Below are 13,033 nucleotides of genomic sequence, written 5' to 3'. Positions count from 1 at the left end.
CACGAAACCGTGTTGACAAAAACCGGGGTGGGGCTATGCTTTCGGAACCTGTGAAAACCCTAGCCTGGAGAAAATGATATGGCAGCCAAGAAAATACTGATGCTCGTCGGCGACTTCGTGGAAGACTACGAGGCCATGGTTCCCTTTCAGATGCTCCTGATGGTCGGCCACACGGTCCACACCGTCTGCCCCGGCAAGAAGGCGGGCGAGACCGTGGCCACCGCCGTGCACGACTTCGAGGGGCACCAGACCTACTCCGAGAAACCGGGCCACAACTTCGGCGTGACCACCACCTTCGAGGAGATCAAGGCCGAGGACTACGACGCCCTGGTCATCCCCGGCGGCCGCGCCCCCGAATACCTGCGCCTCAACCCGGACGTCATCAAGTGCGTGCAGCACTTCGCGAGCGCGGGCAAGCCCATCGCGGCCATCTGCCACGGCCCGCAGATCCTGACCGCCGCGAACGTCATACAGGGCAAGACCTGCACCGCCTACCCGGCGGTCAAGCCGGACATCGACGGCGCGGGCGCGACCTGGTGCGAGGTCAACGCCACGGCATCCAACGCTTGCGCGGACGGCAATATCGTCACCGCCCCGGCCTGGCCCGCCCACCCCGAGTGGATGCGCGAGTTCCTCAAGGTGCTCGGCTCGACCATCGAGCCCTAGCCGTTCTCCGCGAGATAAAAAAAACAGGCGGCCCAGGGGATTTCTCCGGGCCGCCGTCGCTTTCCATCCGCAAAATATTCTGTTATGTGCATAAACACAACTGCTTAAATACGTGGAGGATGCGATTATGATAGGCTATTTCTGGTTTTTTCTGGGGCTGTTCCTGACCATCGCCGCGCTGGTCATGATCAAGGTCAGCTCACCGAACGAGCACTAGTTTTCGCCGCGCACGCGGCATAAGGGGAATCGGCAAAACCGGTTCCCCTTCGTTTTTTGGTGAGAAGACGGAGTTCCCGGTTTCCCTCGCGAAGCGAACAACAGCCGCGCCGAAGGCGCAAAAGTGGGATGCAAGGGTGCGAACCCTTGCCCGCCGGAGGCGAAATTACCCGACATCGCCGCGCAGCGGCATCCAATCCTGCCTTAGGAGACGCACGCCATGATCATCTATTCCTGGAACATCAACGGCTACCGGGCCGTGCTCAAGAAGGATTTCCGCGACTGGCTGGACGGTTGCGGCGGCGACGTGGTCATGCTTCAGGAGACCAAGGTCGAGCCGGACCAGCTCGACCCGGACGACCGCGAGCCGGACTCCTATTCCAACCACTACTGGAACTGGTCCAAGAAAAAGAAGGGCTATTCCGGCGTGGCCTGCTTCGCCAACCCGGAGCCGCTGTCCTGGGACACCGGCCTGCCCGACGACCGCTTCCGCGACGAGGGCCGGGTGCTGCATCTCGAATACCCGGACTTCCACCTGTTCAACATCTATTTTCCCAACGGCCAGATGTCGGACGAGCGCCTCGATTTCAAGATGGGCTTTTACGACGCCTTTTTGGAACACGCCCAGACCCTGCGCAAGACCAAGCCCATTGTGGTCGGCGGCGATTTCAACACCGCGCATAAGGAAATCGACCTCAAGAATCCCAAGGCCAATAGCGAACGGTCCGGATTTCTGCCCGTGGAACGCGCCTGGATCGACAAGTTCATCGAGCACGGCTACGTGGACACCTTCCGCCTGTTCGAGGACGGGCCGCACCACTACTCCTGGTGGTCCTACCGCTTCAATGCCCGCAAGAACAACGCCGGGTGGCGCATCGACTACTTCTTCGTGTCCGAGGAACTCAAGGACAAGGTCTCGCGCGCCTGGATCGAACCCGATGTCCTGGGCTCCGACCACTGCCCCATCGGCATTGAGATAGACGTTTAAGAATGCCTCCGGCGGCCGGGGGAAGGGAGGGGAAAACCTTTTGAGAAAAAGGTTTTCCCCTCCCTTCCCCCGGACCCCCATCCCTCCCCTTTCCCAAACTTGTTATGTGCCTTCGGCAGGGGCGCGCGTCCGCAGGGATGCGTGCTTTTTGGTGTTTGTTGAAGTGGTGGTTGAACTATTGGGCGAAGAATTCGGCCAGGGGCGTGTGGATGGCTCCCTCGGGGGTGAGGGTGCTTTGCCAGAGGGTGAATTTCTCCACCGTAAAGGACGGCCATGGGTGGGTTGCCGCCGTGTCGAGGACAGGGGTCCAGTCGCCTGGGGCGGGCTTGCGTACCCGGCCCAGGGTCAGGTGCGGGCGGAACGGTTTCTTTTCGCGGGGGATGTCGATGGCGGCCAAGGCGTCCTCGATGGACAGGGCCAGGCTTGCTGCCTGCTCGCCGCCCTCGGCCAGGCCGAGCCAGAGGACCTTGGGGCGTCGCGCGTCCGGGAACGCGCCCGCGCCTCCGGCGCGCAGGGGGAAGGCGGCGAAATCCACAGCGGCCAGAGCCGCCTTTATGGCCGGAATACGCGCCTTGTCCGTCTCGCCCAGGAACTTCAGGGTCAGGTGCCAGGTATCGGGCTTGGACCAGTTCACACTGGCATCGGTAAGTCCGGAAAGTGCCTTGATGATTGGGCTGAGCGATTGTCGGTAAGTGCCCGGTAATCCTATGCCGATGAACAGGCGGGGCACGGTTATTTGTCCTTTTCGTCCAGCGCCTGCCCGAAAATCGTCAGGTCCCCGAGCACGTCGGCCATGGCCGCGCTCAGCTCCTCGTCCAGCCCGTCGGCCCTGGCGATCTCCAGCAGCTGGTCCGGGTCGATGCCGTTCTTTTCAGCCAGCGCACGCAGTTCATTGATGGTGGATTCGTCCATACGCAAAGCATAGAGGACAACGCCTCCCAGCGCAACGCGCGACAAAAGATGCGCCCGACAGGGTGCCAAATGGGATGCAAGGGTGCGAACCCTTGCCCGCCGGAGGCGAAGTCACCCGACAAACGCCGCGCAGCGGCATCCACAATTCCTAAAAAAAGGCCGGGCAGTATGCCCGGCCTTTTTCAAAACGTATCGTTGGTTCGACTAGATGTCGTACCCGAAGGAGTCGACCACGAGTTTGGTGCGGGCCTTGGAGGCGGCCATGCGGGCTTCGAGGTCTTTGGCGTACTGGTCGAGGTCCAGCTGAATCTGGGCCACGCCGGTGTCCATGGCGGCCTTGGCCACGGCCGGGGCCAGCCAGGTGAGCACGCGCGGGTCGAGCGGTTTGGGGATGATGTAGTCGATGCCGTATTCCAGCTTGTCCACGCCGAAGGCGTCGCAGATATCCTGGGAGACCGGCTCCTTGGCCAGGCGGGCCAAGGCGTCGGCGGCGGCGATCTTCATCTCCTCGTTGATGGTCTTGGCCCGGCAGTCGAGCGCGCCCCGGAAGATGAACGGGAAGCCGAGCACGTTGTTGACCTGGTTCGGGAAGTCGGACCGGCCGGTGCCCATGATGATGTCCGGGCGCACTTCCTTGACCGCGTCGTAGGTGATCTCCGGGTCCGGGTTGGCGCAGGCGAAGATGATGGCGTTGTCGGCCATGGTCTTGACCATGTCCTGGCTGATGGCGTCCTTGACGGACAACCCCAGGAACATGTCGGCCCCGACCATGCAGTCGGCGAGCGAGCCTTTGTCCTCGGCCTGGGCGTATGCGGCCTTGAACTCGTTGAGGCCCTCGCGTCCGGCGTGGATCAGGCCGCGCGAGTCGAACATGAAGATGTTCTCGCGCTTGACGCCCATGTGCACGTACAGGTTGGAGCAGGCGATGGCCGCCGCGCCCGCGCCCGAGACCACGATCTTGATCTCCTCGATCTTCTTGCCGGAGATTTCCAGCGCGTTGATGATGCCGGCCGCCGAGATGATGGCCGTGCCGTGCTGGTCGTCGTGGAAGACCGGGATGCCCATCTCGGCCTTGAGCCGGGTCTCGATCTCGAAGCATTCTGGGGCCTTGATGTCTTCGAGGTTGATGCCGCCGAAGGTGGGCTCCAGCAGCTTGCAGAACGCGACCACTTCATCCGGGGTCTTGGCCGCGATGTTCAGGTCGTAGACGTCGATGTCGGAGAAGATCTTGAACAGAACGCCCTTGCCCTCCATGACCGGCTTGCCCGCCTCGGGCCCGATGTTGCCCAGGCCGAGCACGGCGGTGCCGTTGGACACGACCGCCACCAGGTTGCCCTTGTTGGTGTAGTCGTAGACCTTTTCCGTGTCCGCGTGGATGGCGCGGCAGGCCTCGGCCACGCCGGGGCTGTAGGCCATGGACAGGTCCTTCTGGTTCCTGCACGGCTTGATGGAGATGACCTCCAGCTTGCCCTTGCGTTTGCTGGAGTGGTAATTGAGCGCTTCTTCCTTGGTGAACAATGCCATGATCAGGCCTCCCTATGATTCAGTTATGGCCCAGTCGTTGAAGAGCGGAAAAGTGATGCGCGGACCGGCACGGCCCGTGCCTGACAACCTCCCGACAGACTGGTGTGACCGCAATACAGATTGCTCATAGGTACGGGGGTTTTTCAATTCCAGTCAAGCAGTATTTATCCTTGCACGGCAACGCATTGCGGACGATTCGCAGTCAATTGGTTGAGCGGTCAATCAAATCAAAGGGTTGCGTCTGTTTGTCGGGGGAGCAGGGAAAAGCGAGGCCGCCTTACGGCATGAGGATGGGCGGGATCTCCAGCTGGTGTTCGGACCAGAAGCGGACCGCGCCGGGGTGCAGGGGGATGGACAGGTTGTCGATGCCGGTCTCCGGGCCCATGTTGCGGGCTGCGCTGTGGATGCGGCGCATCTCTTCAAGCCGTTGGGGAGAGAACACGGCGCGTAGGCTGTCGTACACGGTCCGCTTGTCCAGGCCCGGACGGACGCACCACAGGGCCGCGTCCTGGAAGGTCTCCACCGGTTCGGTTTGGCCCGGATAGGTCCCGGCCGGGATGCTCGCGTACGAATAGAAGGGATAGAGCCGGTAGAAACCGGACACCGTGGCCGCCTCCTGCAGGTCCAGGATGCGCACCGGGACCGAGGCCGCCGCTTCGATGACCGCGGCCGTGGGATAGCCCGCCAGGGTCCAGAATCCGTCCACCCCGCCGTTCGCAAATTCGGCCGCGGCCTCGCTGTAGCCCACGGGCAGGTGGCGGAATCGGGTCCACAGCTTGAGATGCCGGAAAAAGCGTTCGGCGGACAGGGCCGCGCCCGAACCCGGGTTGCCCACCGCGATGGTCTTGTCCCGCAGGTCCAGGACCGTGCGAATGTCCGAATCCGCGCGGACCACCAGCTGGGCCGGGGCTCCGTACAAAAAGGCCAGGGCCCGCGCCTTGGCGTATTTCTTGTCCGAACAATGCAGCTTGCCGGTACGCCCCAGAAAGGCGTCGCCCGCGTTGACGATGGCCATGTCCGCCTTGCCCGCGCACAGGGCCAGCAGGTTGGTCAGCGAGCCGTCGGACTGCTTGGTCAGGACGTCCAGATAGGGCACGTCCTCGGAGATGATCGCCGCCATCTTGTTGGCGAAATGGTTGAAGGTACCGCCGCGCGGCCCGCCGTTGAAGGTCAGGGTCATGGGCTTGGCCGGAGCCGTCTCCTTGCGCGCCTTGTCCGGCGTATCCGAAGAACAGCCCGAAACCGCAGCCAGAACCAGGCAGCACAGGGTGAACAAAATGGCGGACAGACGGGGCATCAAACCTCCTGGCCCGAAGGCATGGACGAGCCGAACGGCGCGGCAACGTCCGGGGTGGGCGTTGTTTGCCATGCACCTACTGCTAAGACAACGCCCTCGGCGATTGCTGGCAATTATTATAACGGCTCGTGGCGATCACCTTGTGGTGGGGGATGCCTCCGGCGGCCGGGGCGCGGCCCCGGACCCCGCTGGGGCGCTGCCCCAGGCCCCGCCAGGGAACCCTTTGAAAAGGGTTCCCTGGACCCTCCCAAACTTTTTGTGTCGCCTGCGGCGAAGTGGGAGCGCAGGAGAGCGTATCGGTTGCGCGGTAGGCGGGGTGGTAGCTGGGCTGGGCGGTGTTCCGAAGGGTTCGCGCCGGGCGTCCACGGGCCTCGGAGGGCCGCCCGGCGCGAACACTTCGGGACGGTTGCCAACGCCGCAGGCGGGATAGGCTGAACTTGAAAAAACGGCTTCGCGGCGTTCTGGGGCTGTGGCGAATAATGGCGCTCTCTCAAGACCGCGCCATCCGCGAAGCGGCGATAAAAAGTTTGGGAAAAGGAGGGGATGGGGGTCCGGGGGAAGGGGAGGAAAGAACCCTTTTCAAAGGGTTTTTCCTCCCCTTCCCCCGGCCGCCGGAGGCTCAGGCCGGGGCCATGCCGAGGAGGCGTTTGAGGGGTTTGATCCAGATGAAGCTGAGGAACCAGGCGTAGGCGAACACAGCCACGGTGATGGCGCAGAACGAGATGAGGATGCTCTGTGTGGTCGCATCCAGGGAGAAGGCCGGGACGTAGGCGAAGAGGAACGGAGCCATGTAGAGGAACTTGGCGAACTTGAACGAGGTGAAGGCGGTGCGCCACATGTTGGCCCCGGCGATGGTCGCACCGGCGAAGGCGGCGATGCACACCGGCGGGGTGATGTTGGAGTCCTGGGACAGCCAGTAGACGATCATGTGCGCGGCCACCTCGTTGACGCCCAGGTGCGTCAGGGCCGGGACCGCGACCACGGCGGTGATCAGGTAGGCGGCGGTGACGGGCACGCCCATGCCGAGCACGAGCGAGGCCAGGGCGATGAGCAGGATGGTCAGGACGAGGTTGCCGTGGGCCAGTTCGATGACGATGTCGGCAAAGGTCAGGACCAGGCCGGAGTAGGTCAGCACGCCGATGATGATGCCGATGACACCCACGGTGGCGCCGATCTTGAGGGAGTTGATGGTGCCTTCGCGCGCGGCGGCCACGAATCCGCCCAGTTCGTTCTTCATGCCGGCCACGGTCTGTCTGCGCCAGGCGAACACCCCGGCCGAGACCATCAGGCCGTAGAGCAGCAGGATGCGCCCGGACAGGAACGGTTTGACGGTGGCGGCGGCTTCGGGGCCGCCGGTCTTGGCGATAAGTTTGACGATCCAGGGGCACAGGACCATGAAGGCCATGATCACCAGCAGGGTGGGGTCGATGCGCTGGCCCTCGTCCTTGAAGGACAGGCCGATGCAGGCGGCCAGGCCGACGATGGCCGAGTAGCCGGGCGAGTAGCCCGCGAGCATGAAGATGGTGATCAGGATGAGCGGGGTGGTGTAGAGCCATTCCTTGCGCAGGATCTCCATGGCCCCGACCTTGTAGCGTTCGCCCACGATGTTGTTTTTCTTGGCCTCGTAGTGGACCATGACGAAGACCGAGAAGAAGTACATGATGGCCGGAAAGATGGCCACGAGCATGATGTGCGAGTAGGGCAGGCCGGTCATTTCGGCCATGATGAACCCGCCCGCGCCCATGATCGGGGGCATGAACATGCCGCCGATGGAGGCGGCGGGCTCGATGCCGCCCGCCACGTGCGGTTTGAACCCGGCCTTTTTCATCATCGGGATGGTGAAGGTGCCGGTGGACACGGTGTTGGCGATGGCCGAGCCGGAGATGGACCCGAACAGGCCCGAGGCGATGACCGAGACCTTGGCCGGGCCACCGACCTTGTGGCCCACGGCGGCCAGGGGGAAGTCGATGAAGAACCGCTGGGCCCCGCATTTTTCCAGGAACGCCCCGAAGAGCACGAACAGGATGATGTAGGTGGCCAGGACGTTGGCCATGATGCCGAACACGCCGTCCGAGCGGTAGAAGATGCTGGTGCACAGGTCCGGGAAGCTCGCGCCCGCGTGGGCGATGAGCTCGGGCATGTGCGCGCCGTACATGCCGAACAGGAGCATGAGCACGCCGATGATGACGAAGACGTTGCCGACCACACGGCGGGCCAGCTCGATGCCGAGGACCACGCCGATCATGGCCATCCATTTGTCCATGTCGGTCTCGATGCCGGTGCGGTAGTTGATGACCTCGAAATTCAGGATCCAGTAGCCCACCGAGACCAGCGAGGCGAGCATGAGCAGGTAGTCCAGGATGCGGGTGGCCAGGTGCCGGGACTTGTAGAGCAGGAACACGAGGATATACGTGATGATGACGTAGATGCCCCGGTGATACTGGGTTGCCGCCGGTTCGAAGATGGCCGACCAGGAGTAGAAGAGGACCATGGCCACCGACAGGAAGTCAAAGAGGAATTGCTCGAATCTGTTTAATTTGTCGTACATTGCGCGCTCTCGGCCGCCCTGGCGGGCAGCGGTTGGAAAATGTGCCGCACCGTGAGGCCGGACCGTTTGCCGGACGCCCGTGACGGGAGACCGGACCAGGGTCCGTGCGGGGCGGATCGGTTCGATGCGCGCGTTTCCGGCGGCCGGGACCGGGGGGGCCGGGAACGCGCGAAACGGGCGGGCCGTGCGGCCCGCCCGTGCACGATGTCGGGAGCGGGGTGCCTACTTCAGGACGCCCATTTCCTTCCAGAACTTCACCGCACCGGGATGCAGGGGAGTCGCTTCGGGATTCACGCCCTTGAGACCGTCGGCCACACTCATGGCCTTGAAGGTCTTCTTCTGCTCGACCATGTGCTTGAGACCGGCTTCGGACCAGACGGCTTTGAGCAGTTGGTAGACGTCCTCGGCCGGTACGTCGGCGTTGGCCACGAGCAGCGCGGAGTCGAAGAAGGAGGGGGTATCGTGATCCACCCCGCGGTAGGTGCCCGCCGGGATGGTCAGCTTGCCGAAGTAGGGGTAGGCCTCGAAGTAGCCGGAGTTCGCCGCGTCCGCGCCCACGTCGACCAGGTCGATGTCGTTGGTCTGGGCGGCCATGATCACGGCCCCGGACGGGTAGGCGGTCAGCAGCCAGAAGGCGTCGAGTTGTTCGTTGCCGAAGGCCTGGGCCGCGTCGTTGTAGCCCATGGCGTTGCGCTCGATCTTGTCCCAGATGCCCAGGTGGGTGAAGAACCGCTCGCAGTTGGCGAACGCGCCGGAACCGGCGTTGCCCACGCCGACCTTCTTGCCGGCCAGGTCCTTGGCGGACTTGATGCCCGAGCCCTTGCGGATGACCAGCTGGGCGGGCGCGCCGTAGAGGTAGCCCACGGTCAGGACGTTCTCGTACTTGTTCGGGTCGCCGGTCAGCTTGCCGTTGCGGCCCAGGTAGACTTCGCCCGCGTACACGGTGCCGAAGGCGGAGCGGCCCGCGTTGACCGTGCGCAGGTTCTCGGTGGAACCGCCGGAGGACTGCGCCTTGATGGAGAAATTCTCGTTGTTCTTGATGGGGCCGAAGACCTGGATGGCGTTGGCGACGATCTGGAACGTTCCGCCGGCCGGACCGCCGCCGAACACATAGCGTTTTTTTGCCTGCGCGTTGAAAGAGATGCCGAAAACTAGGGCAAGGGCAAAGACCAGGATGTAAATCCGTTTCATGTTTCCTCCTAAGGAACCACAGAAGTTAATAAGGACCGCAACTTTTTTTACCGTCTGCATGCGTATGCGCGGTAAAACACACCCCCGAGGGGAAGACTATTCCACTCGGTATCCTGTTGTTGCACAGAACGACAAATATTTCAACGCAATTCTCCGGTGATGTGGTTCTCACTGCTTGATTTAATTATCTTTTATATAACCGGTTCTTATGTTCCCGGTTGTGGAAATCCCCGGCCGCCTGGGGCTGCGGGCGGGGGCGAAACGCCTTTTGACATCCCCGCGCGGTGTGGTACATGCCTCGTCGTCAACGCCCAAGGAGGGTACCCATGTTGGACAAGCTCGTGGTGGTCCTGTTCCGCCCCAAATACCCGGAGAACATCGGTTCGGTCGCCCGCGCCTGCCTGAACATGGGCGTATCCGAACTGGTGGTGGTCGATCCGTACAACTTCAACATGGACAAGGCCCTGCCCCTGGCCACGGCCCATGCCCGGCACATTCTGGAGTCCGCGCGCATCGTGGACACCCTGGAGCAGGCCGTGGACGGCTGCACCGCCGTGTTCGGGACCACGGCCCGCACGGGCGGCTGGCGCAAGGGGATCATGGCCCCGGATACTTTGGCGGGCGTGGTGGACGAGCGGCTGCGCACCGGCGGCCGGGTGGCCGTGGTCTTCGGCCCGGAGGACAAGGGGCTGACCAATGAGGAGACCTCCATCTGCTCCGGGTTGGTGACCATCCCCACCAGCCGCGAGGGCACCTCCCTGAACCTGGCCCAGGCCGTGGTCGTGGTCCTGTACGAGTGTTTCAAGCGCTCCCTGGCCGATCCGTTCACCCCGGACGGCCCGCCCGAGGAGCGGCCGACCACGGTCCAGGAGCAGGAGGCGCTTTTCGGCAACCTCCAGGAGACCCTGCTGGCCATCGATTTCCTCAAGGACGACAACCCGGACTACTGGATGCTCCCGGTGCGCCGTTTCTTCAGCAAGATCAACCTGAAGCGCAATGAGTTCAACCTGCTCATGGGCGTCTGCCGCCAGGTGCGGTGGTTCGTGGACAGATACGGGCCCGAGGGCGGGGGCGGCGCGAAATAGCGTCCGCCGGAACACGGTCCGCCCTGGACGGATCCCGCGAAAAAGCCCTGCCGGATACGTATCCGGCAGGGCTTTTTCGCGCCGTGCGCGGCGTCCGGCCCTATTGGTCGGGCGGGCAGTCGCGCCGCGCCAGTTCCAGCTTCTCGCGGGTGTCCTCGGCGGTCTTGTCGGTGCGCCGCCTGAGCAGGTCCTTGGCCTTGGCCGCGTTCATGGGCTCGTGGAAATAGAACCCCTGGACCGAGTTGCAGGAGAGGTTGAGCAGTGAGCAGAGCTGGTCCGAATCTTCCACGCCCTCGGCCACCACGTTGAGGCCCAGGGAGTGGCCCAGGGCGATGACAGCCCGGACGATCTCCATGTTTTCCGGGTCGGTGCGCATGCGCGCGATGAAGGTCCGGTCTACCTTGAGCGTGTCCACGGGCAGCTGCTGGAGCTGGGACAGGGACGAGTAGCCGGTGCCGAAATCGTCGATGGAGAAGCGCACCCCGGCCTTTTTGAGCCGGTTGAGGATGCGCAGGGAGGATTCGGGATTGCTCATGATGGACGACTCGGTGATCTCCAGCTTGAGGCAGGAGGGCGGCAGCCTGTACCGCTCCAATGCCCGGACCACGGTCTTGTCCAGGTCGGTGCGCGCGAACTGCTTGCTGGACAGGTTCACGCACATGATGATGTCGTCCGCGCCGTCGGTCTCGTTGCGCCACCCGGCCAGCGTGCGCAGGGCCTGCTGCAGGACCCACTCGCCCAGTTCGATGATCAGCCCGGACTCCTCGGCCATGGGGATGAATTCGGCGGGCGGGATGGCCCCCCGGTCCGGATGGTCCCAGCGGGCCAGGGCCTCGAAACCGATGATATCCGACCCTGCGAGGTCCATGATCGGCTGGTAGACCACGTAGAACTCGCTGTTGGCCAGCCCCCGGCGCATGTCGTTTTCCAGGGTGAGCAGGTCCACGGCGCTTTCGAGCATGCGCTCGGTGAAGACCTTGAAGCGGTTGCGCCCGGCCTCCTTGGCGCGGTGCATGGCGATGTTCGCGTGCTGGAGCACGTCCGCGGCCTTGCCGTTCAACACCGGGCTCAGGACGATGCCGAAGCTGGCCGTGGTCTGGACCTCGTTGCCGTTGAAGCGGAAGGGCTCGGACAACCGCTTGCGCACGCGCTTGATGATCCGGATGGCCTCGCCCGGGCTGGACAGCTCGTCCAGGAGCAGGACGAACTCGTCGCCGCCGAACCGGGAGACCGTGTCCAGGAGGCGCATCTCGCCGGTCAGGCGGATGGCCGTCTCGGTCAGGACCATGTCGCCGAAGCGGTGGCCCAGGGAGTCGTTGATGATCTTGAAGCGGTCGAGGTCCAGGAAGATGACCGCGAAGAAATAGTTCTCGCGCCGCTTGGCCCGCCGCATGGCTTGGCTCAGTCGGTCCAGGCACAGGGTGCGGTTGGCCAGGTTGGTCAGGGGGTCGTGCAGGGCCTGGTGGCGGAGCTGCTCCTCCATGGCCTTGCGGTCGGTGATGTCGCGGAAGCTCAGGCGCATGCCCAGCGGCTTGCCGCCTATGCCGGCCACGGACCGCCCGACAACGCCGAGCCAGCGGGTCTTGCCGTCCGCGGTCAGGATGCGGAAGTCCAGCGAGTCGCCCCGGTCCGAGTCGGCCTCCACCAGGTAGGCGTCCCAGGCGTCGTGGTCGTCGGTGATGATGATCTCGCGGACCAGGCCGGGGTCTTCGAAGAACCGTTCCGGCGGGTAGCCGGTGATGCGCAGGCAGGCCGGGGAGCAGTAGTGGATAATCCCGTCCGTGCCGACCCACAGCTCCCAGTCGTAGCCGAAGTCCGCGATGGTCCGGTAGCGCTCCTCGCTCTCCTGGAGCACGCGCACCAGCTTTTCCCGCTGGCCCTGGATCTGGGCCCTTTTTTTCTCGGTGATGCCGGTCTGGCGGATGACGTACAGGGAGAGCAGGGAGCTCAGCAGCAGGATGCCCAGGAAGATCATGGCCACGCGGTCGCGGTACACGTCGATCTCGGCCTGGACGTCGTCGGTGTACAGCCCGGTGCCGATGATCCAGCCCCAGGGGGCGAACAGGCGCACGTGGGAGAGCTTGCGGGCGATGCGGTCGGGCCGGTCCTGCCACTGCCAGTAGTAGTCCACGAAGGCGTCCGGGCTCAGCCGGGCCGCGCGCACGAACTCCATGAAGACCCGCTTGCCCTCCTTGTCCCGGTAGTCGGTCAGGTCCCGGCCGTCCAGCTCGGGGCGGTAGGGGTGCATGATCATGCGCGGGGTCAGGTCCGTGATCCAGAAATAGTCTTTGGCGTCCGGCCCGTAGCGCGTCTGTTTGACGAATTCCGCGCCCAGCTCCTTGGCGTTGTCCAGGGTGATCTCGCCCCGCTCGGCCATCTCGTTCAAATGGTTCAGGGTGCCGGCCACGGTGTCCGTGATCTCCACGACCTTTTCCTTCTGGGCGTCGAGCAGGGCCTCTTCGATGGACGGCAGCAGGTACAGGAAGATGGAACCGGCGAAGAGCAGCAGCATCAGCGCCGAAGGCAGCAGGACCCTGGTAGGGGCGTATTTGAGGTAGTGCGCGGTCTTGTCCTGCACCATGGCGGGCCGTCCTGTTCGCAGTGTC

At 63.9% G+C, this 13,033-nt stretch carries 10 protein-coding genes; 3 read left to right on the top strand and 7 right to left on the bottom strand.

Translation table 11 applies throughout. The features are described 5' to 3' along the window. Positions 1 to 78 precede the first annotated feature (78 nt). Together ACR42D_RS17880 and ACR42D_RS17875 are read left to right on the top strand one after the other, a co-directional pair. Entirely contained in the window at positions 79 to 666 is a 588-nt protein-coding gene (locus ACR42D_RS17880) for a DJ-1/PfpI family protein (protein WP_484568140.1), read from the top strand. A 436-nt stretch (positions 667 to 1,102) separates the two neighbouring features. Continuing rightward, the gene (locus ACR42D_RS17875; RefSeq protein WP_484568139.1) at positions 1,103 to 1,870 is read left to right on the top strand and encodes an exodeoxyribonuclease III; all 768 of its coding nucleotides are present in this window, start codon (positions 1,103 to 1,105) and stop codon (positions 1,868 to 1,870) included. Positions 1,871 to 2,045: 175 nt separating this feature from the next. On the opposite strand, the gene thpR is transcribed toward ACR42D_RS17875, so the two are convergent. The 6 genes from thpR to ACR42D_RS17845 all read right to left on the bottom strand — a co-directional run bounded on the left by thpR (position 2,046) and on the right by ACR42D_RS17845 (position 9,342). Then, a complete protein-coding gene (gene thpR / locus ACR42D_RS17870) occupies positions 2,046 to 2,600 on the bottom strand; it encodes an RNA 2',3'-cyclic phosphodiesterase (protein ID WP_484568138.1) in 555 nt (184 codons plus the stop codon). A 2-nt stretch (positions 2,601 to 2,602) separates the two neighbouring features. Continuing rightward, positions 2,603 to 2,782: a hypothetical protein gene (locus ACR42D_RS17865; RefSeq protein ID WP_484568137.1), complete on the bottom strand. Its 180-nt coding sequence runs from the start codon at positions 2,780 to 2,782 to the stop codon at positions 2,603 to 2,605. 204 nt (positions 2,783 to 2,986) lie between these two features. Continuing rightward, on the bottom strand, positions 2,987 to 4,306 hold the full coding sequence (locus tag ACR42D_RS17860) for a malic enzyme-like NAD(P)-binding protein (protein WP_484568136.1): 1,320 nt from the start codon (positions 4,304 to 4,306) through the stop codon (positions 2,987 to 2,989). A 277-nt stretch (positions 4,307 to 4,583) separates the two neighbouring features. Further along, positions 4,584 to 5,603 (bottom strand): TAXI family TRAP transporter solute-binding subunit, encoded by a 1,020-nt coding sequence (locus tag ACR42D_RS17855; RefSeq protein ID WP_484568135.1) that lies wholly within the window; start codon positions 5,601 to 5,603, stop codon positions 4,584 to 4,586. A gap of 619 nt (positions 5,604 to 6,222) precedes the next feature. Then, a complete protein-coding gene (locus tag ACR42D_RS17850; RefSeq protein ID WP_484568134.1) occupies positions 6,223 to 8,151 on the bottom strand; it encodes a TRAP transporter permease in 1,929 nt (642 codons plus the stop codon). Between the two features lie 222 nt (positions 8,152 to 8,373). Next, entirely contained in the window at positions 8,374 to 9,342 is a 969-nt protein-coding gene (locus ACR42D_RS17845; RefSeq protein ID WP_484568133.1) for a TAXI family TRAP transporter solute-binding subunit, read from the bottom strand. A 326-nt stretch (positions 9,343 to 9,668) separates the two neighbouring features. Between ACR42D_RS17845 and ACR42D_RS17840 the strand changes: the two genes are divergently transcribed. Next, positions 9,669 to 10,427, top strand: a complete 759-nt coding sequence (locus tag ACR42D_RS17840; RefSeq protein WP_484568132.1) for an RNA methyltransferase — start codon at positions 9,669 to 9,671, stop codon at positions 10,425 to 10,427. A 100-nt stretch (positions 10,428 to 10,527) separates the two neighbouring features. Here the strand turns inward: ACR42D_RS17840 and ACR42D_RS17835 are convergent, their stop codons facing one another. Continuing rightward, complete coding sequence (locus ACR42D_RS17835; protein WP_484568131.1) at positions 10,528 to 13,008, bottom strand: EAL domain-containing protein; 2,481 nt, start codon at positions 13,006 to 13,008, stop codon at positions 10,528 to 10,530. Positions 13,009 to 13,033 lie beyond the last annotated feature (25 nt).

The sequence above is a fragment of the Pseudodesulfovibrio sp. lm2024 genome (genome assembly GCF_051175575.1).
GTDB lineage: Bacteria > Desulfobacterota > Desulfovibrionia > Desulfovibrionales > Desulfovibrionaceae > Pseudodesulfovibrio > Pseudodesulfovibrio caledoniensis.
Note: the sequence above shows the minus strand (reverse complement) of the source record. Positions and strands in the feature narration are given on the sequence as shown.

What these genes read in the sequence shown, in the direction of transcription:
- ACR42D_RS17845 (WP_484568133.1), bottom strand. Translation starts at nt 9,342, where the DNA reads ATGAAACGGATTTACATCCTGGTCTTTGCCCTTGCCCTAGTTTTCGGC.
- ACR42D_RS17855 (WP_484568135.1), bottom strand. Translation starts at nt 5,603, where the DNA reads ATGCCCCGTCTGTCCGCCATTTTGTTCACCCTGTGCTGCCTGGTTCTG.
- ACR42D_RS17865 (WP_484568137.1), bottom strand. Translation starts at nt 2,782, where the DNA reads ATGGACGAATCCACCATCAATGAACTGCGTGCGCTGGCTGAAAAGAAC.
- ACR42D_RS17880 (WP_484568140.1), top strand. Translation starts at nt 79, where the DNA reads ATGGCAGCCAAGAAAATACTGATGCTCGTCGGCGACTTCGTGGAAGAC.
- ACR42D_RS17860 (WP_484568136.1), bottom strand. Translation starts at nt 4,306, where the DNA reads ATGGCATTGTTCACCAAGGAAGAAGCGCTCAATTACCACTCCAGCAAA.
- ACR42D_RS17835 (WP_484568131.1), bottom strand. Translation starts at nt 13,008, where the DNA reads ATGGTGCAGGACAAGACCGCGCACTACCTCAAATACGCCCCTACCAGG.
- ACR42D_RS17850 (WP_484568134.1), bottom strand. Translation starts at nt 8,151, where the DNA reads ATGTACGACAAATTAAACAGATTCGAGCAATTCCTCTTTGACTTCCTG.
- ACR42D_RS17840 (WP_484568132.1), top strand. Translation starts at nt 9,669, where the DNA reads ATGTTGGACAAGCTCGTGGTGGTCCTGTTCCGCCCCAAATACCCGGAG.
- ACR42D_RS17875 (WP_484568139.1), top strand. Translation starts at nt 1,103, where the DNA reads ATGATCATCTATTCCTGGAACATCAACGGCTACCGGGCCGTGCTCAAG.